Source organism: Staphylococcus sp. HMSC62D11 (genome assembly GCF_001839145.1).
In the GTDB taxonomy this organism is placed as follows: Bacteria; Bacillota; Bacilli; order Staphylococcales; family Staphylococcaceae; genus Staphylococcus; species Staphylococcus lugdunensis.
Window position 1 is genome coordinate 314 of the sequence record NZ_KV840205.1, and the last position, 20,301, is coordinate 20,614.

General features: G+C 32.2%; 18 protein-coding genes and 6 tRNA genes. 23 read left to right on the plus strand and 1 reads right to left on the minus strand.

Annotation, left to right across the window (positions count from 1 at the left end; all coding sequences use genetic code 11):
- The first annotated feature begins 45 nt into the window (after positions 1–45).
- From HMPREF3267_RS11335 to fumC, 15 genes are all read left to right on the plus strand, one after another.
- Positions 46–119, plus strand: a tRNA-Trp gene (locus tag HMPREF3267_RS11335).
- Positions 120–121: 2 nt separating this feature from the next.
- Positions 122–194 (plus strand) — tRNA-His (locus HMPREF3267_RS11340).
- 11 nt (positions 195–205) lie between these two features.
- Positions 206–277 (plus strand) — tRNA-Gln (locus HMPREF3267_RS11345).
- A 5-nt stretch (positions 278–282) separates the two neighbouring features.
- Positions 283–356: transfer RNA gene (locus HMPREF3267_RS11350), tRNA-Cys, on the plus strand.
- Between the two features lie 6 nt (positions 357–362).
- Positions 363–437, plus strand: a tRNA-Gly gene (locus tag HMPREF3267_RS11355).
- A 38-nt stretch (positions 438–475) separates the two neighbouring features.
- Positions 476–559 (plus strand) — tRNA-Leu (locus HMPREF3267_RS11360).
- Positions 560–1,175: 616 nt separating this feature from the next.
- A complete protein-coding gene (locus tag HMPREF3267_RS11365; RefSeq protein WP_002458752.1) occupies positions 1,176–2,234 on the plus strand; it encodes a PTS sugar transporter subunit IIC in 1,059 nt (352 codons plus the stop codon).
- 147 nt (positions 2,235–2,381) lie between these two features.
- Positions 2,382–3,839, plus strand: coding sequence for an ABC transporter substrate-binding protein/permease (locus HMPREF3267_RS11370; RefSeq protein WP_062077816.1), 1,458 nt, complete (start codon positions 2,382–2,384; stop codon positions 3,837–3,839).
- Positions 3,832–4,557 carry an amino acid ABC transporter ATP-binding protein gene (locus HMPREF3267_RS11375; RefSeq protein WP_002477975.1) on the plus strand — a complete coding sequence of 242 codons (726 nt, stop codon included), beginning with the start codon at positions 3,832–3,834 and terminating at the stop codon, positions 4,555–4,557. The genes HMPREF3267_RS11370 and HMPREF3267_RS11375 overlap by 8 nt, the downstream gene beginning before the upstream one ends.
- A gap of 457 nt (positions 4,558–5,014) precedes the next feature.
- A complete protein-coding gene (queG, locus tag HMPREF3267_RS11380) occupies positions 5,015–6,157 on the plus strand; it encodes a tRNA epoxyqueuosine(34) reductase QueG (RefSeq protein ID WP_103284502.1) in 1,143 nt (380 codons plus the stop codon).
- Position 6,158: 1 nt separating this feature from the next.
- A complete protein-coding gene (gene trmL / locus HMPREF3267_RS11385) occupies positions 6,159–6,629 on the plus strand; it encodes a tRNA (uridine(34)/cytosine(34)/5-carboxymethylaminomethyluridine(34)-2'-O)-methyltransferase TrmL (RefSeq protein WP_002458756.1) in 471 nt (156 codons plus the stop codon).
- A gap of 165 nt (positions 6,630–6,794) precedes the next feature.
- A complete protein-coding gene (locus HMPREF3267_RS11390) occupies positions 6,795–7,394 on the plus strand; it encodes a 6-phosphogluconolactonase (protein ID WP_002458757.1) in 600 nt (199 codons plus the stop codon).
- A 39-nt stretch (positions 7,395–7,433) separates the two neighbouring features.
- The gene (locus HMPREF3267_RS12555; protein ID WP_002458758.1) at positions 7,434–7,604 is read left to right on the plus strand and encodes an SAS053 family DNA gyrase inhibitor; all 171 of its coding nucleotides are present in this window, start codon (positions 7,434–7,436) and stop codon (positions 7,602–7,604) included.
- A gap of 173 nt (positions 7,605–7,777) precedes the next feature.
- On the plus strand, positions 7,778–8,173 hold the full coding sequence (locus HMPREF3267_RS11395) for a hypothetical protein (RefSeq protein WP_037545575.1): 396 nt from the start codon (positions 7,778–7,780) through the stop codon (positions 8,171–8,173).
- A 127-nt stretch (positions 8,174–8,300) separates the two neighbouring features.
- Positions 8,301–9,686, plus strand: a complete 1,386-nt coding sequence (fumC, locus tag HMPREF3267_RS11400) for a class II fumarate hydratase (RefSeq protein WP_062077812.1) — start codon at positions 8,301–8,303, stop codon at positions 9,684–9,686.
- 64 nt (positions 9,687–9,750) lie between these two features.
- Here fumC and HMPREF3267_RS11405 read toward each other — a convergent pair whose 3' ends face one another.
- Positions 9,751–10,587 carry an RluA family pseudouridine synthase gene (locus tag HMPREF3267_RS11405; RefSeq protein ID WP_070866806.1) on the minus strand — a complete coding sequence of 279 codons (837 nt, stop codon included), beginning with the start codon at positions 10,585–10,587 and terminating at the stop codon, positions 9,751–9,753.
- Between the two features lie 167 nt (positions 10,588–10,754).
- Between HMPREF3267_RS11405 and HMPREF3267_RS11410 the strand changes: the two genes are divergently transcribed.
- From HMPREF3267_RS11410 to yhaM, 8 genes are all read left to right on the plus strand, one after another.
- Complete coding sequence (locus HMPREF3267_RS11410) at positions 10,755–11,867, plus strand: GAF domain-containing sensor histidine kinase (protein ID WP_060795476.1); 1,113 nt, start codon at positions 10,755–10,757, stop codon at positions 11,865–11,867.
- A 21-nt stretch (positions 11,868–11,888) separates the two neighbouring features.
- Positions 11,889–12,512 (plus strand): response regulator, encoded by a 624-nt coding sequence (locus HMPREF3267_RS11415; RefSeq protein WP_002477980.1) that lies wholly within the window; start codon positions 11,889–11,891, stop codon positions 12,510–12,512.
- 195 nt (positions 12,513–12,707) lie between these two features.
- On the plus strand, positions 12,708–13,172 hold the full coding sequence (locus HMPREF3267_RS11420; protein ID WP_002458764.1) for an XRE family transcriptional regulator XdrA: 465 nt from the start codon (positions 12,708–12,710) through the stop codon (positions 13,170–13,172).
- Positions 13,173–13,385: 213 nt separating this feature from the next.
- Positions 13,386–14,504 (plus strand): DUF445 domain-containing protein, encoded by a 1,119-nt coding sequence (locus HMPREF3267_RS11425; RefSeq protein WP_062077810.1) that lies wholly within the window; start codon positions 13,386–13,388, stop codon positions 14,502–14,504.
- Positions 14,505–14,569: 65 nt separating this feature from the next.
- Positions 14,570–14,914 carry a YlbF/YmcA family competence regulator gene (locus HMPREF3267_RS11430; RefSeq protein WP_002458766.1) on the plus strand — a complete coding sequence of 115 codons (345 nt, stop codon included), beginning with the start codon at positions 14,570–14,572 and terminating at the stop codon, positions 14,912–14,914.
- A 178-nt stretch (positions 14,915–15,092) separates the two neighbouring features.
- Complete coding sequence (locus HMPREF3267_RS11435; RefSeq protein WP_062077808.1) at positions 15,093–16,289, plus strand: metallophosphoesterase family protein; 1,197 nt, start codon at positions 15,093–15,095, stop codon at positions 16,287–16,289.
- Positions 16,279–19,212, plus strand: a complete 2,934-nt coding sequence (locus HMPREF3267_RS11440; protein WP_062077806.1) for an ATP-binding protein — start codon at positions 16,279–16,281, stop codon at positions 19,210–19,212. Before HMPREF3267_RS11435 ends, HMPREF3267_RS11440 begins: the two co-directional genes overlap by 11 nt.
- Positions 19,212–20,150 (plus strand): 3'-5' exoribonuclease YhaM, encoded by a 939-nt coding sequence (yhaM, locus tag HMPREF3267_RS11445; RefSeq protein ID WP_037545563.1) that lies wholly within the window; start codon positions 19,212–19,214, stop codon positions 20,148–20,150. Before HMPREF3267_RS11440 ends, yhaM begins: the two co-directional genes overlap by 1 nt.
- Positions 20,151–20,301 lie beyond the last annotated feature (151 nt).

The following is a 20,301-nucleotide window of genomic DNA, read 5'->3' on the forward strand; positions in this document are numbered from 1 at the left end:
TTCGGGTTCGGCAGTTCGAATCTGCCCCCCTCCATATTTTTAAATAGGGGCATAGTTCAACGGTAGAATAGAGGTCTCCAAAACCTTTGATGTGGGTTCGATTCCTACTGCCCCTGCCATGGCGGTTGTGGCGAAGTGGTTAACGCATCGGATTGTGGTTCCGACACTCGAGGGTTCGATTCCCTTCAACCGCCCTTATTATTAATGGGCTATAGCCAAGCGGTAAGGCAACGGACTTTGACTCCGTCACGCGCTGGTTCGAATCCAGCTAGCCCAGTTATTGGCGGCATAGCCAAGTGGTAAGGCAGAGGTCTGCAAAACCTTTATCACCGGTTCAAATCCGGTTGCCGCCTCCAGGTTATGCGGGAGTAGTTCAACTTTTAGAACACATTCCTTCCCGGAATGAGATATAGGTGTAAATCCTATCTTCCGCTCCAATATTGCTTCCAACAGGAAGTTTTTTATTTATAACTGTGCCGGCGTGGCGGAATTGGCAGACGCGCGGGACTCAAAATCCCGTTCCTTTATTGGAGTGTCGGTTCGACCCCGACCGCCGGTATATTGACCTCTAAACATTGTAGTGTTTAGAGGTTTTTTATTATGTGAAAAATTCAAATGAAATCCTAATAAGTCATAAAGCTATTTTGCGACGATAGTTCATAGACCATATATTGAAATAGAGCCAACTGTTGAGCATATTTCTGTAGTAATGATTCTTTGCCAAAACTTGTAGTAACAAAATTTTTTACATATTTTTAAGAGGGATTGTAACTAGTAGCTTTCCCTCGACTTGTGCAATTATATTATCATTGGAAACCTAAAACTTTTGATTAATTTTTACTTAGATATGATAGAAAGATATTATAAAAAGTTTGAGAAATCATTATAAATTGATACTTACATGTAATTAAACCTTAGTACAAGATATACAATTTTATAAAGGTAATACTAAATTGGAATAAGATATTGTAATTTTTAAGAGTTGCTAGTGAAATGGAATATTTGGTTAATCAGTCATTATCTTTGTTGAATTAGCTAATAAAGACGTTATAGTCTTAGAATTGAGGTCCTGTTTATATCACTATATTTGATTTTTTACGATTAATGAAAATTTTGGTTGTTTAATGCCGATGAGTATAATATTATTAATCTAATGTAATTATTGGAGGTTTGAAATGACTAAACAACATGTTAATGTAAAAGGTTTCTTTAGTAATATATTGAATGCTGTAGGGGCCGGAGTAGTTATTGCGCTGTTGCCTAATGCCTTATTGGGGGAGTTATTAAAGCTATTTAAGGATGATTACCAATTTTTGGGTATGATTTTTCAATTGGTTACTGTTATACAATCATTTATGGCATTTATAATAGGTGTTTTAGCAGCACATCAATTTAAATTTAATGGTGCTGGTGCTACGCTGATTGGAACTTCTGCAATGTTAGGTTCTGGTGCGATACATATTACAACTAGTGGGGTTACCTTAAAAGGTATCGGCGATATAATTAATGTTATTTTAGTAGTAATTGTTGCTTGTTTTTTATATTTAATTTTTCAGAATAAATTTGGATCTTTAGAGATGATTATTTTACCTGTTGCCATACCTGTTTTAAGCGGTATATTTGGCTTGTATACTTTACCGTATGTTCAAACTATAACTAAGGCATTAGGTCATATGATTAATTCATTTACTGAACTTAATCCATTGCTGATGTCTATTCTGATTTGTGTCACTTATTCATTATTAATGGTTACACCGATTTCTTTAGTAGCTATTGCAACGGCTATTAGTTTAGATGGTTTGGGAAGTGGTGCGGCTAATATGGGTATAGTAGCAGCTTGCGTAACTTTCATATTTGGCTCATTAAGGGTAAATTCAGCGGGTGTCAATATTGTATTGTTAATCGGTGCAGCAAAAATGATGATACCAGTTTATTTAAAACATCTTATCATTATGATTCCTTTGGCTATTAATGGCGTAATTGGTGGAGTAATTGCTTATTCGATTGGTATAAAAGGGACACCACTTTCTGCAGGATTTGGTTATACAGGATTAGTAGGGCCAATAAATGCATTAAATCGTATGACTGGCGATGTAACTATGAATATAATCTTATTAGCGTTTGGTTATTTTATCATACCATTTGCTAGCGCATTTATTATACATGAATTATGCAAAAAAATCATTCCTGGTTATACTAACGATATTTATAGATTTGAAATTCCAAAGCAGTAATATTTGCTTATAAAGAGCATATATACAGTGATATAAAAGAGTGCACAAGATGATTTATTTCATTTTGTGTACTCTTTTTTTAAAAAAGCTATTGCATATATATTTATTTAAATGTATAATAATGAACATCGAAAAGGAGGGGCAATCATGAAAAAGTTAATACAGTTGTTAATGGTTGTTGCCATAGTATGTGGTTTAATGATAGCCAACATAACACCGATTGCACATGCAGAACAGGATAAAAATTGGGAGAAAATTAAAGAAAGTGGAGAACTAAAGGTTGGTTTATCAGCAGATTATGCACCTATGGAATTTGAGCATAATGTTAATGGAAAAAATGAATATGCTGGTGTAGATATTGAACTTGCAAAAAAGATTGCTAAAGATAACCATCTTAAACTAAAAATTATAAATATGCAGTTTGATAGTTTATTGGGAGCATTAAAAACAGGAAAAATTGATATCATCATTTCAGGAATGACTTCAACACCTGAACGTAAAAAAGAAGTCGATTTTAGTGATCCATATATGTATTCTAATAATACGGTTTTAGTCAAGAAAAGTGATGCTAAAAAGTATCATTCATTAAAAGATTTAGCTAATAAAAAAATAGCTGTTCAAAAATCTACTGAGCAAGAAAAAATTGCACAGACTGAAATAGAAAACGCAAGTATCACTTCTTTGACGCGTTTACCAGATGCTATTCTTTCTTTAAAAAGTCATAAAGTAGATGCGGTAGTAATTGAGAAACCAGTAGCAGAAGCATATTTAAAGCAAAATAAAGAATTAACTTTAGCATCTGTGAAATTTAATGAGGATAAAAAGTCAACAGTTATAGCTATACCTAAAGATTCTCCAGAAGTAATGGCACATATCAATAAATCGATTAAAGATGTCAAAGATCATAATTTAATTGATAAATATATGGACAAAGCTTCTAAAGAAATGTCAGATGATGGTAACTTTTTTACTAAATATGGCAGTTTCTTCGTTAAAGGTATAGTCAATACAATTATATTATCAGCTATTGGCGTTATTATTGGTGCAGTTTTGGGAACGCTAATTGCATTAGCAAAATTGAGTAAAATTAAAATCATTTCGTGGATAGCTGCTGCTTATATTGAAATAATTAGAGGAACACCATTACTTGTGCAAGTATTCATTGTGTTCTTTGGTACTACTGCTGCATTAGGATTAGATATTTCAGCATTTATTTGCGGGATAATCGCTTTAATTATTAACTCATCAGCATATATTGCTGAAATTATTAGAGCTGGTATCAATGCAGTAGATAAAGGACAAACGGAGGCAGCTCAGTGTTTAGGTTTGAATTACAATCAAACAATGAAAAATGTCATTATGCCACAAGCGATTAAAAACATTTTACCTGCTTTAGGAAATGAATTTGTGACATTGATTAAAGAGTCATCAATCGTATCAACAATTGGTGTGAGTGAGGTTATGTTTAATTCTCAAGTTGTTCAAGGCATATCATTTGATCCGTTTACACCATTACTACTAGCTGCGGGATTATATTTTGTTTTAACATTCTCATTATCTAGAATTATGACTTTAATTGAAGGGAGAATGAAGGCCAGTGATTAAAATTAAAAATTTAATTAAGTCGTTTGATAAAAATGAAGTACTCAAAGATATAAATTTAGAGGTTCATAAAGGTGAAGTTGTATCCATTATTGGGCCATCAGGGAGCGGTAAAAGTACATTATTAAGATGTATGAATTTACTTGAACAACCAACAGATGGACATGTAATTTTTGAAGGAAAAGAATTAACAAGTAAAGACGTTAATTTAAATGAATTACGCCAAAATATGGGAATGGTTTTTCAAAGTTTTAACTTATTTCCACACAAAACAGTACTTGAAAATATATACATGGCACCGAAATTATTAAAAAAAGGTGATTTAGACACGTTAAAAAAAGAAGCACATAATTTATTAGAAAAAGTTGGTTTGGCGGAAAAAGCTGAAAATTATCCGAATCAACTTTCTGGAGGTCAAAAACAAAGAGTCGCAATTGCTAGAGCTTTGGCAATGCATCCAGACGTCATATTATTTGATGAACCAACATCTGCATTAGATCCAGAAGTTGTTAATGATGTGTTAAAAGTCATAAAATCTTTAGCTAAAGAAGGTATGACAATGGTTATAGTAACGCATGAAATGAGTTTTGCGAAAGATGTTAGTGATAAAGTTATCTTCATGGCTGATGGCTATGTTGTTGAAACAGGCAAGCCTGAAGATATATTTGAACATCCAAAAGAACAAAGAACTCAAAATTTCTTATCACGTGTATTATCATAGTCTAGTGATATTGTGACATAGATGTCTCTGACAAGTTGAAGGGAGCAGGATAGAATTCATTATGAAATTCTATCCTGCCTCTTGGTAAGGTTGACAAGGATTGAAAAATGCTTGGTATAAGCGCATTTTCTATCCATTCAACTACTGCCAATATTTAGTCATAGGTTAAAAACATAATTATGTTCCAGATTCTTCATTATTATATTAAGTGGATTAAGATAAAGCATAGTTTTTTCAAGTACAAATTATTGAAGATAAAAGAAGCACAAAGTTGATTTATTTAAAACCATCTTTGTGCTGTTTTTTTGATTTTACGTCCCATCTTGTATTTTAATTTAAAGATTAACATGTTTTGATTAATGAAAAATTTATAGTTCTATCAATTTCAATTTCATTTGTGAATTTTTATCCAAGTGTTAGTGTGAAATTGTGGTAAAATGACTTATGTAAATTTTCAATGGGAGGCTTAGAGTTGAATACAGCTCATTTAAAAACAGAAATTATTCAATTTGCGCACAGCATTGGAATTGATCAAATAGGTTTTACTACAGCTGATCCATTTGATGAATTGAAGCAAAAATTAGAAGATTATCATGCAAAAGGTTACGCATCTGGATTTGAAGAATCTGATATAGCATTAAGAACAGAACCAAAGCTTAGCTTGCCTACTGCGCGCTCTATCATCGCAATTGCTGTCGGATATCCTAATAAATTAAAAGGTGCGCCTAAAAGTGTACGTGGTGATCGCAGAGGTATGTTTGCACGTGCTTCATGGGGACAAGATTATCATACAATTATGCGGAATAGACTAAATAAATTAGCTGAATTTATTCAAAGTAAAGTACCTGATGTTGAAATCCAAAGTATGGTTGATACAGGTGTTTTATCGGATAGAGCTGTAGCTGAGCGTGCAGGTCTAGGTTTTGTTGGAAAAAATGGCTTTATTATTAATGCAGAATTGGGAACTTGGTCATATTTAGGAGAAATGTTAGTTAGTATTCCTTTTGAACCAGATGATCCCATTTTAGATAGTTGTGGTGATTGTACAATTTGTGTTGATCGTTGCCCAACAGGTGCTCTAGTTGGTAACGGACAACTAAATAGTCAAAAGTGTATTAGCTTTTTAACACAAACAAAAGGATATTTAGCTGATGAATATCGTTATAAAATAGGGAATCGTTTATATGGTTGTGACACGTGTCAACAAGTATGTCCTAAAAATAAAGGGATCAATACTGAACACGATGATATTATTCTAGAACCAGAAATTTTAAAACCAAGATTAATTCCATTATTACAAATGAGTAATAAAGAATTTAAAAATACTTATGGACATTTAGCTGGTGCGTGGCGAGGAAAGAAACCTATTCAAAGAAATGCAATTATTGCCTTAGCACATTTTAAAGCCGAAGAAGCACTACCCGAATTAAAAGAAGTTGCACTTAATGATAAAAGACCAATGATAAGAGCAACAGCTTACTGGGCAATAGGACAAATCGATGGTTATAATGCGCAATCATTTATCGATGCACATTTTGCTGAAGAAGTTGAAGAAGTACAACAAGAAATGATAAAAGGTTTAGAAATGAGGAGAAATTAAAATGACAAATCATATTGTTTTATATCAACCAGAAATACCTGCTAATACAGGTAATATAGCTCGTACATGTGCTGGCACTGACACACATTTACATTTAATAAAACCACTCGGATTTAGTACTGATGATAAAATGTTGAAACGTGCAGGTCTAGATTATTGGAAATTTGTAAATATTACTTATCATGAAAGTATTGAATCATTTTTTGAAACAACTTCAGGTAAATACTTTTTACTAACTAAATTTGGTAAAAAAACATATAGTGATTTTGATTTCTCTGATCGTGATGACGATTTGTATTTTATATTTGGTCGTGAAACTACAGGATTGCCACAATGGGTAAAAGAAAAATATGCTGACACTGCCTTACGAATTCCAATGAACAGTAATATACGGTCTTTAAATTTATCAAATACAGCTGCTTTGCTTATTTATGAAGCATTAAGACAACAAAAATTTTACGGTTTGTCATAAATAAGGGAAATAGTGACTTAATTTATTTCATTGTAATTTAATGATATATTTATATTGATATTAAAAAGCGATGATATATCATAGTTTTAATAGCCTTAGATAGGGTAATATACAATTAATATCATTAATTTTTATTAAAGTTATAATTGAGGAGTGTAATAAAAAATGGCAATGAACTTTAAAGTATTTGAAAATAAAGATCAAGTTGCAGAGTATTCAGCAGATATCATTAGAAAACAATTTAACAATAATCCTACTACAATTGCTGGATTTCATTTAAACAAAGAGGCATCACCAGTACTTGATATGCTTAAAAAGAATGTTGACCAACATGCGGTTGACTTCAGCCAAATTAACATTCTTGACTATGATCAAAATCAAGAATATTTCAAAGCGCTGGGGGTTCCTGAGAGTCAAATTTATCCTATCTCATACGATCAAGATGCTGAAGCGTTTATCTCTGATAAAATCAAAACAAAAGATAATAAAGGGAAACTAATATTACAAGTAGCTTCAATTGATGATCAAGGAAACCTTAATATCAGTCTACGTCAAGGATTGTTAAATGCTAGAGAAATTATCTTAGTCATTACAGGACATAATAAAAAAGAAGTAGTAGAAAAACTGTATAATGAAAATGGAAAATCTAATTTTGAACCTGCTGATTTAAAAGCACATCGTATGGTAACGGTTATTTTAGACGAAGCGGCAGCTGAAGGTTTGCCAGAAGATGTACGTCATTACTTTACTGATCGGTTTGCTTAAAGTAAAAGCGATTATGAATAATATAGTGAGGTCATTTTAATGTCAAAAGAAAAAAAGAGTCGTTTAAATTATCATGAGGAAGAGAATGCGATGGTTGAAAATTTAGAAGACTTAAAAGAGCTGGGCAAAGAAATGGAACACATCTCAGAGAAAAATGACGAAGAAAAAGTTAATCAATCGCATGATACATCAAAGTCTTCAAATTCATAAAGACTAACAAAATGATTTGTAATGAATGCTTATGATGTAAATACTATATAATATAATTAAAAAGGGACGAGATTATAAAGTCAAAATGACTTATCTCGTTCCTTTTTAATTTAATCTGAAGCACGTCAGATTTTATGCTAAAATTAGAAGAAAACATTTAGAGGAGAAAGCGAATGTTCAGCAAATATTGGTTACATATCATCATATTAACGATAATTATTAGTTTGATTTCAATTAAAGGTTTCCCGATTGCTTTGGGAGCTTTATATTTACCTATATTATTTAAAGTTGTGAAGTTACAGCTTAATTTATCTAAAGGACTTGTAGATGATGTTAATGCAATTGCTTTTTTAAAGAGTAATCGCATTGGCATAGTGATTAGTGTTGTGTGCATTTTATTAGTTACGGGGATACTATGTTACACACTTGATCATTTATATAGCAATTTCAATGGAATATTAGGCTTGTTAATCTCATTCAGTCCAATTACCTTAACTTTAAGTGTCATTTTATATATCATGTCAGCTTTTGCAACAGTGCAAGCCGTCAAAAATAAATACACTGAGTAAAGGAATAATATCGATTAACTATACTTAATTGGATTTTAGTGAAAACGTTTTATTTGCGCGTTGCCCTTTGATTTTAAATAGTGCTATACTACTGTTAAACAATCAATTGATAAGGGGAGATACACGTATGTCAGTACGAATTGAACATGATACATTTGGAGAAATAGAAGTGCCTGCTGATAAGTATTGGGGGGCACAAACGGAACGTAGTAAACGTAACTTTCCAGTTGGCAAAGAACAAATGCCTATTGAAGTGATTTACGGCTTTGCGCAATTGAAACGTGCTGCTGCATTAGCTAATCACGAATTAGGAAAGTTAAGTGATGCTAAAGCAAATGCCATTGTGTATGCGTGTGATCAGATTTTGAATGGTAATTTAGACAATCATTTTCCATTGGTAGTGTGGCAAACAGGCAGTGGTACACAAAGTAATATGAACGTGAATGAAGTAGTAAGTTACGTGGCTAATCAATATTTACAAGAACAACAAAGCGATGAGCAGATCCATCCCAATGATGATGTCAATAAATCACAAAGTTCTAATGACACATTTCCAACTGCGATGCATGTAGCACTTTATCATGAAATTGAAACCAAACTTGTTCCCGCTTTACAGCAATTACGTACCACTTTTGAAGAAAAGGAACATTCATTTAATCATATTATTAAAATTGGACGGACACATCTACAAGATGCAACACCTATTCGTTTAGGACAAGAAATAAGTGGTTGGCGTTATATGCTAGAAAAGTGTGAGACATTATTAGCAGAGTCAAAATGTCACATATTAAATTTAGCGATTGGTGGAACTGCAGTAGGTACTGGTATTAATGCTCACCCACAATTTGGAGATAAAGTGGCGACATATATTGCGACAAACACAGGATATCCATTTGTATCATCTGAAAATAAATTTCATGCATTAACATCACATGATGAAGTTGTGCAATTGCACGGTTCATTAAAGGCACTTGCTGCAGATTTGATGAAAATAGCTAATGATATTCGATGGTTAGCCTCTGGTCCTAGAGCTGGTTTGGCAGAAATTGCTATCCCTGAAAATGAACCAGGTTCATCTATCATGCCAGGTAAAGTGAATCCAACACAATGTGAAATGTTAACTATGGTGGCAGTTCAAGTCATGGGCAATGATACGACTGTAGGTATTGCTAGCTCACAAGGTAATTTTGAATTGAATGTCTTTAAACCGGTCATTTTACACAACATACTACAATCCATTTATTTATTAGCTGATGGTATGCAAACCTTTAACGATAACTGTGCGAAAGGTATCGAACCAATCGAAGAAAATATTAATAATTATTTAAATCAATCATTAATGCTAGTAACTGCTTTAAATCCACATATTGGTTATGAAAAAGCAGCACAAATTGCCAAAAAAGCGCATAAAGAAGGATTAACCTTAAAAGAATCTGCAATTGCTTCCGGTTATGTTACAGAAGCTCAATTTGAAACATGGATAAAACCTGAAAGCATGGTTGATCCTCATTAACAGGCAATAATAAATTGCTGAGCCTCAGTAATAACTCATAGTATCGTTACTGAGGCCGCAATGTTTATTTGGTAATAGGATTGTCATCTAAGTTAACTGATATAAACTGTTGAGTTAAAGGATGGACAAAATCAATTTGATAACTTTTTAATTCTAATTTTCGTAGTTTTGAATCACCATATAAAGGGTCACCAATAACAGGGTGTCCTATTTCAGCTAAATGTACTCTAATTTGATGTGTGCGTCCTGTATCTAGCTTAATATCTAACTGGCATACACCTTCTTTTAACATTGTGGAAGCAAGTATATGTGTAATGGCACGTTGTCCAGTATTAGATATGCGACGCTTATTGGGATGGAATTTATCTTTACCTATTGGCATATCTATAGTTTGAGGTTTTATGGGCAATAGTGCATTAACGTTTGCTTTGTAGATTCGAGTAATTTTATTGTCCTCTAGCATTCGGTCAAGAATTTTTTTCATAAGTGGATTTTTAGCAATGATGAGTAACCCAACTGTTTCTTGATCTAAACGATGTATGGGTTCAGCATACTCACTATCTAATGTATAAATGATGTGGTTCATTAATGTGTTGCTTTCTTTTAGATCATTAGGATGCGTTTTGACGCCTTTTGGTTTCATTACGATAGCTAAATCATCATCTTCATAATAAATTTGAGCGTAACGATAACTTGGTAAATAATTACTTTTTTCTTCATCAGTAGGAATTTCAACACAATCCATGGTATGGACTTGATTACTTAATCTAGCAGGTGCGTTGTTAATCGTAATTTCTTTTGACATATTCAGCTGATGTAAATCTTTTTTAGGAACTTTTAAAGTTTGAAAAATTTCTCTTAATGTTAGGTTGTTATAATCTTCAGATATTTTAAATTTCATAGAATCCTCCTACGCATTCTCTATCATCTTATCATAATTTTTGAATAACATAACGTGTAACTGTTTTATTTTCATCATTTTACAAGAATGATCAATAAAATTTATTTTTAAAATTAAAACCACACATGTATAATATAAATAATATGGCTGGTAATTGGAGAGATTTTATGTCACAACCTTCTCGTTTGGCATTGCTAAAAGAAATAGCGGAATTTTTAAATGAAGAAACAGAAATGTATAGTATGATGAATGGTGCTTTGCATTATTTATTGCAGGGCAGCCAGTTTACTACTGGTTGGATTTTCTTTATTGATGACAGTGGACATCATGAATTGGTTGCTGATTCGGATTTACCTGGTGCTTTACAGCGTGAGCAGTGTCAATTTATGCATGAAGGTTCATGTTGGTGTGTACGTGCATATCATAACCATAAACTGACAAAGGCATCTAATATTATCAATTGTTCGCGTATAAATTTGGCCGCCCAAGCCTATAGCGATGAAACAGAAGACATCACACATCATGCAACGGTGCCACTCAAATCAGGAGATGAACAGTTTGGGCTGCTTAATGTTGCAGCTCCTCATAAACATACATATAGTGATGATGATTTAGAACTTTTAGAATCTGTCGCTTTTCAAATTGGCTCTGCAATTAAACGTATCTTACTTACCAACAAAGAAAAAGAACGTGCGCGTGTCAATGAGCGTAACCGACTAGCTAGAGATTTACATGATTCAGTTAATCAGATGCTATTTTCTCTAAAGATTACCGCTCATGCTGCCCAAGGCATGACAACGGATCAATCTGCCCAAAAAGCATTTCAAACCATTGAAGATATCAGCCAATCAGCAGTAAATGAAATGCGTTCATTAATATGGCAATTGAAACCAGTTGGGTTAGAGCAAGGACTAGTTCATGCATTATATCACTATAGTGAACTACTACAAATAAACTTAAATGTCTCTGTAGATGGTTTGATTAAATTACCTAATACCATTGAGGAAAATATATATCGTATTGCTCAAGAAGCGATGAATAATGTCAAGAAACATGCAAATACAGAAGATGTTGATGTAACTATTAAACAGCACAATGACATGCTCTATATGTCTATTGTGGATCAAGGAAAAGGATTTGATATTACTCAGGTAACTGATAATCAATCATTAGGGTTGAAAAATTTAAAACAGCGGGTCGGTTCAATGAAAGGCAAGATTGAAATACACGCAGAAGTAGGACAAGGAACCGCAATTTATATTGAAATTCCATTAACATAATTACGCAAAGGAGTTGTCTCTGTGGCGGATATCATACTCGTAGATGATCATCATATTGTCCGACAAGGATTAGAATTTTTGTTATCAACAGTTGAAGAGTTCAATGTCATTGAAAGCTTTGCGAATGGTGCATCATTTATAAGTTATTTAAGTGAGAACCAGCCACCTGATATTGTTTTATTAGATTTGGTAATGCCTGAGATGAATGGTATTGAGGTGACTGAATTTTTAAAAAAGAACTATTCTGACATCAAAGTGCTGGTATTAACAAGTTATGTAGATGACGAACATGTCATTTCTGCGATAAATAAGGGTGCAGATGGCTATGAAATGAAAGATGTAGAACCAGCAAAGCTTATTGAAACAATACGACGTGTTTTAGCAGGTGAACGCATTATTCACCCAGAAGCCAAAACTGTAATGGAAGCTGTGGCTAAAAAACCGCATTATACCAATAAATTATCAAAACGAGAAATTGACGTTTTACGAGAAATGGTCAAAGGAAAAACAAACAGAGAGATTGCTGAAACATTATTTGTATCAGAAAAAACAATAAAAACGCATGTTAGTCACATTTTTAATAAGTTACAAGTCTCAGATCGTACTCAAGCTGCTATTTATGCTATGCAAAATAACTTGATTTGATACTGAAATCAAAGTGTTGGATTATTTAGATAATTTTGTCTTTATAAAAAAAGTCAGTAAAGTAAAATTCACTCTTTTAATTTTGCGAAAAATATATTAAGATGTAATTTGTGTTTCAAGAAATGTGTATTATTGCAATTTCTTGTGTCCGGAAAAAATTATAGAAGATTCCCTAACAGAAAGGTAGATAATATAATGGATAGACAGAGTTTTACAGATTTAATTCAAACAAAATTTAAAATGGTTAGAATAGAAGCCGGTTATACTCAAGATACAATGGCTCAAACCATTGGACTTTCAAAAAAGACATTAGTTCAAATTGAAAAAGAACGTGTTTTACCAAATTGGACGACTTGTGTATCAATTTGTGCACTATTTAGAAATTCAGATGTCTTAAATAGTACATTTGGTTGTGATCCTTTAGAAATTGTACAAACAATTTCACGTAATCATTGTGCATATCCTAACCACGAAACAACAAGTGATATCTACTGGAATACATTAGAATCACGCTATGGTTACATATTACAAGGCAATAAAGTTAGCGATATTTATCGCGTATTAAACCCAGATAAACAGCCTATTTTTGGGACTTCTAAGTTGAGAGAAGCAGAAACATATTTTACTCGTAATGCAAAAGACGAATTACTACATGTTTAATAACAACATTTGAGTGACAAGAGAATCGATAATGGATTAAGTCATTCAAACCATTAGATTAAAGCACTTAATTGGAATGGATATGTGAGGGTAAGACAAGTTATTCGAGTCTTATCCTCATTTTAATTTTTGTTATAGTGTCATCTCATAGCATTAGAATGCTAGTATGATATAATGCGGTACAAAATGATAAGACAATAGGAGTATATGTTTATGCATGCTTTTTTAATTATTTTATTTATGGTTGTCATTGGTGCGATTATTGGAGGTATAACCAATATAATTGCTATTCGAATGTTATTCCACCCTTATCGACCTCACTATTTCTTGAAAATTCGTATTCCATTTACACCCGGCTTAATTCCTAAAAGGCGCGGTGAAATTGCAACTAAAATAGGTCAAGTTATAGAAGAACACCTTTTAACCGAAAAACTTATCCGTCAAAAACTAATGCAACCTGAAACTAAACAATCCATTCAAGATATGATTCAACATCAGATTAGTCGATTACGCAAAGATCGAGTTACATTGCAACAGGTAGCTCAAAAATTAAACTTTGATATGGAACATTTTGTTATAAGTAAAATGCCTTCTGAAGTCGAGAAACTATTTATTCAGTTTTATAAGGACCACAAACATAAAACGATTGAAGATATACTGCCTAAGAGCATGATGGATTTAGCAGAAGATAAAATAGATACATTAGAAGCATTGCTGATTGATAGAGTGCATCGTTATTTAACATCGACACGCGGGAGACACGATATTGCAGACATGTTAGATACTTTCTTTTTAGAAAAAGGAAAAATTATTGGACTATTACAAATGTTTATGACAAAGGAAAGTATTGCCGAACGTATTCAGCATGAATTAATTCGCCTAACTCATCACCCTAAGGCAAATGCCATATTGAAGAATATTATCCGTAACGAATATACTACTTTTAAAGGGAAAAAGTTAAATGAAATCGTCTCAATGGAACAAGTAAGACAAATAGCTACATCGTGTGCAGAAATGGCTGCTGTTTCAAATAAAGTCAATATACCACTAAGTGATTTAGCACCTAAATTATTCAACTATCTAGAACAGCATATTGCTAAACAACTGACACAGGTCGCTATACAATTTCTATCTACTGAATTAGCTACTATTATGAAAAAGTTTAATTTAAGAGCAGTAATTGAAGAACAAATTAATACGTTTGATTTAGATTATATAGAACGTTTAATAATTGATATTGCTAAAAAAGAATTAAATTTAATAATGTCATTAGGCTTTTTATTAGGCGGCATTATAGGGCTACTACAAGGTATAGTCGCAATCTTTGTGTAAGCAATCAGTTTATGTTAAAGTATTAAAGAGTTGTTAATAAATTTTAGAAGGAGTGTCAATACAACATGGCAGTAAATTTATATGATTATGCAAACCAATTAGAACAAGCATTAAGAGATAGTGATGAATATAAAGCAATCAAAGATGCTTTTTCTAAAGTAAAAGCTAATGAAGATTCAAAAAAATTATTTGATGAATTCCGTGAAACACAAATGAGTTTCCAACAAAAACAAATGCAAGGTGAAGAAATTCCAGAAGAAGACTTGCAAAAAGCGCAAGAACAAGCTCAAGAAATTGAAAAAGATGAAAATATTTCTGAGTTAATGGCAGCAGAACAAAAAATGAGTCAAGTATTCCAAGAAATCAATCAAATTATTGTTAAACCATTAGATGAGATTTACGCTGACTAATTTAATGTTATAAAACATGTGATTTAAAACTTCTCGAAGATAATACAAACTTCGAGAAGTTTTTTTATAGATGATAAGGAAATTATTACTGTTAGCTTGTCTTGCAATCGACTGTCATGTTCAATTTATGATAAAATAAAGTAATACATAACTACCTTAATTAAGGAGATACATGCAAATGATAAAATTTATTCACTGTGCGGATTTGCATCTAGATAGCCCTTTTAAATCAAAGAGCCATTTAAGTTCAAAAATATTTGAGGATGTGCAAAAAAGTGCATATGAAAGTTTCAAAAAAATTGTCGATATTGCTTTAAAAGAAGAAGTTGATTTCGTTCTTATTGCAGGGGATTTGTTTGATAGTAATAATAGAACGTTAAAAGCTGAAGTATTTTTGAGAGAGCAATTTAAGCGTTTAGAACGTGAGCAAATATTTGTATATATTTGTCACGGCAACCATGATCCACTAAGTGCTAATATTACTTCAGAATGGCCAGACAATGTGTCTGTATTTTCTAATAAAGTTGAAACTTATCAAGCGATTACAAAAGATGGTGAAACGGTTTATTTACATGGATTCAGTTATCAAAATAATGAAAGTTATGAAAATAAAATCGATGATTATCCTTCAAGTCTAGGAAAGGATGGCATACACATTGGTATTTTACATGGGACTTACAGTAAAACAGCAACCAATGATCGATATACCGAATTTATTTTAGAGAATTTAAAAGAAAAACTCTATCATTATTGGGCACTAGGTCATATTCACGAAAGACAACAATTGAGTGACATGCCTCAAATTTACTATGCTGGTAACATACAAGGTCGACATTTTAATGAACAGGGACAAAAAGGATGTTTACTTGTAGAAGGTGATCATTTAAAACTGACAACACGCTTCATACCAACACAATTTATTCGTTTTGATGAAGCTACAATTACGACGAAACAATTTTCAAAACAAGGGATTTTTGATGTTATTCAAAAATTTAAAGAGGATGTTAGATCTGAAGGTAAAGCATTTTATCGTTTAACTGTAAACATAGATAGTGATATCACGTTATCATCCCAAGATATTGTACAAATTAAAGAAATGGTACAAGACTATGAGGAAAATGAAACAAACTTTGTTATGGTTGAAGATTTGAATTTTAATTATCTCCAAAATGATGACACCCCATTAATTAAAGAATTTTCTAGCGATTTATTAAAAGATAGTACAATTTATGAAGATGCAATGAGCGATTTATATTTGAATGCTAAAACATCTAAATATTTGGATGATTATACTGGATTTAATAAAGAAGATTTAGTAAATCGTGCTGAAGATATACTAAAAGCAGAGATGAGAGGTGACAATCTTGATAATTAAATCATTAGAAATATATGGATATGGACAATTTGTACACCGTAAGATTGAATTTAATCGAGCATTTACTGAAATATATGGTGAGAATGAAGCGGGTAAATCAACGATTCAAGCATTTATACATTCGATATTATTTGGTTTTCCTACTAAAAAAGAAAAGGAACCCCGTTTAGAGCCACGATTAGGCAATCAATATGGTGGTAAATTGGCATTAATTTTAGATGATAATTCTACAATTGAAGTTGAACGAGTTAAGGGACGCGCTCAGGGTGATGTGAAAGTATTTTTAGAAAATGGAACTATTAAAGATGAAGCGTGGCTCAATGCAAAGCTTAATCATATTAATAAAAAAACATACCAAGGTATTTTCTCATTTGACGTTTTAGGACTTCAAGATATTCATCGTAATTTAAATGAGACACAACTACAAAGTTATTTATTAGAAGCTGGTGCGCTCGGCTCGACAGAATTTGGTCATATGGGTGAGGTTATCAGTCAAAAGAAAGAAGAATTATATAAAAAATCGGGAAAAAATCCAATTTTAAATCAGCAATTGGCACAATTAAAAGGGTTGGAAGCTCAAATTCGAGATGAAGAAGCAAAACTTACTGATTACCATCGCTATGTTGATGATAAAGATAAGTCGTCACGTCATCTTGCACACTTAAAAGACAATTTAAGTCAGCTTTCTTCGATGCATGCTGCGAAACAAAAAGAAGTGGCTCTACATGAACAAACACAAGAATGGAAAGAGTTAGAAGGCAAATTAAATATCGAGCCGCTTACTTTCCCAGAACAAGGTATTGATAGATATGAAGCAGCTAAAGGATATAAGCAAACATTAGAACAAGAGATTGGCTTAAAGGAAGAAGCCCTAAAGCAACTTACTAAAGAGAATAAACAATTGTCAGTGCCGAATGACGATACAATAGAACAATTTAAGCAGATATATAGAGAAGAAAGCGATATTAAGCAAAGTGAAATTGAACTGAATGCACGTGCTAAAGAAATATCAGAAAAACAACATGCGCAGCAAGAACATAAGACAAGTGTTGGATGGCAAGAAATTCATCATGATACGGATACCTCTGAAGCGGCTAAGAGCTATGCTAGCTATTTAATCAAAGCACGTCAGGAAGAACAAATACAGCAACAACATTTAACGCGTCTAATAGATGAAAATACAATAGAGCAAACTGCATTAGTGAAAGAGATTGAGGCTTTAGAGCAAGATTTAATTTCTGAAGATGCACTTGCAAAGAAAAAACAATATAATCAACAAAAGTTAGAACTCAATGAAAAAGAAAATTTGTATCAAAAATTAAAGGATACTTTTGAAAATGAAAAAGCCAATAAAATCAAGCGTCAACAGTGGTTAAGATTTAGCTTTGTATTATTAGCAATTGTTGGTATAGCCTTAGCAGTATTTTCATTTATGACACAGAATATGATATTTACTGTAGTATTTGCAGTATTAACGCTTATTTTTATCGTGGGTATATTTTTAGCGAAGGCCAAAACGGTTGATTATAGTGAAACTATTGGTATTGAGATTCAAGATTTAGAGCAGCAATTAAACTATTTAGAAAATGATTACGATTTAGATTTCGATCTAGAAGAACAATATCAACTGCGTGACCAATGGCAAAACGCATTAAAAAATAAAACTATCATTGATGAAAAAATGAAACATCAGCAAGATAAACTTTCAAGTTCACATCAACAATTAGATCGTCATGAACACGATATTAACGAAGTTAAACAATCATTGTTCTTACCAACTAAAATGTCAGATGACTTATTATTAGATAGTATTAAAACAATAAATACTATTAAATCAGACGATAAATTACTTCAGACATTACAACAAGATTATAATCATTTGAATGATAAGATTACTTCGTTTTATGAACAAGCTAAGAGCACGGTGCAACCAGAAATCGAACGCTTTAATCGTTCTTCATTCTTTGATGATTTAAAAGATTGGATTTCAACTTCAGAATCAAATCGTCAACGTAAAGCAGAATTAAATAAACAAATAACACTGTTAAATAATGAATTAACACAACTTCATGCAAATTTAGCAGAAAATACGGCAACGATTGATACATTATTTAATTTTATAGGTGTCAATGATGAAGAAAGTTATTATGCACACCATAAGGCATATCAAACTTATCAACAAAATTTAGCAAGATTCAATGATTTAACAAAATATCTTGAAAATCAAAATTACTCATATGAAGATAGTTCAGCTTTAAGCAAAAAAACAACGGCACAACTAGATAAAGAAGATCAAGTGTTAGCAAAACAAGTAGATGATTATAACGAACAATTTCTTGCCAAACAGCAGGAAGTTAGTGATTTAACTGCTCAAATTAAGCATATGGAAACAGATAGTACGCTGTCAGATTTACGTCATGAATATCATAGCTTAAAAAATCAAATGAATGAAATTGCCAAGGATTGGGCAAGCCTAAGCTATTTACAAGCTTTGGTAAATGAACATATTAAGCAAATTAAAGACAAACGCTTACCTCAAGTAATAAAAGAGGCTACAAATATTTTTAATAAATTAACCAATGCGGCATACGTACAAATTACCTATGCAGATGACAAGATTATGGTTAAACACCATAACGGTCAAGTATTTGAACCTATGGAGTTAAGCCAATCAACAAAAGAAATACTATATATTTCATTACGCCTTAGTTTGATAAAAGTTTTAAAGCCATATTATCATTTGCCAATTATTGTGGATGATGCATTTGTACATTTTGATAAAAAAAGAAAACGTATAATGCTGAATTATTTAAGAGATTTAGCAGAAAATCATCAAGTTCTTTACTTCACTTGTACCAAAGATCAAATTGTGCCATCTAAAGAAATGCTTGTGTTGAACAAACTGGAGGAAGGCGGTAAATAATGAGAAATGTAGAAAATTTAAATCCGGGGGACTCTGTTAATCATTTTTTTCTTATTCATAGAGCGACACAAGGTGTGACAGCTCAAGGTAAGGATTATATGACCTTATTTCTACAAGATAAGAGTGGCGATATTGAAGCGAAACTTTGGACGGTAACTAAAGATGATATGCAATTACTTAAGCCTGAAGAAATTATTAAAGTCAAAGGCGATGTGATTAATTACCGTGGGCGTAAACAAATGAAAGTAAACCAATTTCGTTTAGCAACAGCAGAGGATGGTTTGAAAACACAAGATTTTGTTGATGGTGCACCGATGACACCAGATGAAATTAAAGAAGAAATTTCACATTTTATGTTAGATATTGAAAATGCAAACCTACAACGTATTACGCGATATTTAATCAAAAAATATCAAGATCAGTTTTTCACATTTCCAGCTGCGAGCTCACATCATCATAATTTCGCTAGTGGCTTGAGTTATCATGTCTTAACCATGTTGCGCATTGCTAAAGAGATTTGTGATATTTATCCATTACTTAATCGTAGCTTATTATATAGTGCAATTATTTTACATGATATAGGTAAGGTAAGAGAACTAAGTGGTCCAGTAGCAACAACTTACACTATTGAAGGGAATTTATTAGGCCATATTTCTATAGCAAGTGATGAAGTGGCTGAGGCTGCGAGAGAACTCGGTATCGATGGAGAAGAAGTAATGTTATTAAGACATATGATTTTAGCACATCACGGTAAAATGGAATTTGGTTCACCAAAATTACCACATTTAAAAGAAGCAGAAATCTTATTCTTTATTGATAATATTGATGCTAAAATGAATATGTTTGAAAAAGCATTTAAGAAAACTGATAAAGGTCAGTTTACGGAACGTATTTTTGGACTTGAAAATAGACAATTTTATAATCCAGAATCACTGTAATTAATTTTTTAACCAAGCTCTACATTTTGTAATGATTTTTTTAATTATTACATGGTGTAAAAAGCTTGGTTTTTTAATTACATTAAATACACATATCCGATAGTTGATTGTTTATTAAATTACATATAAACAACAAAACTTATTAATATAT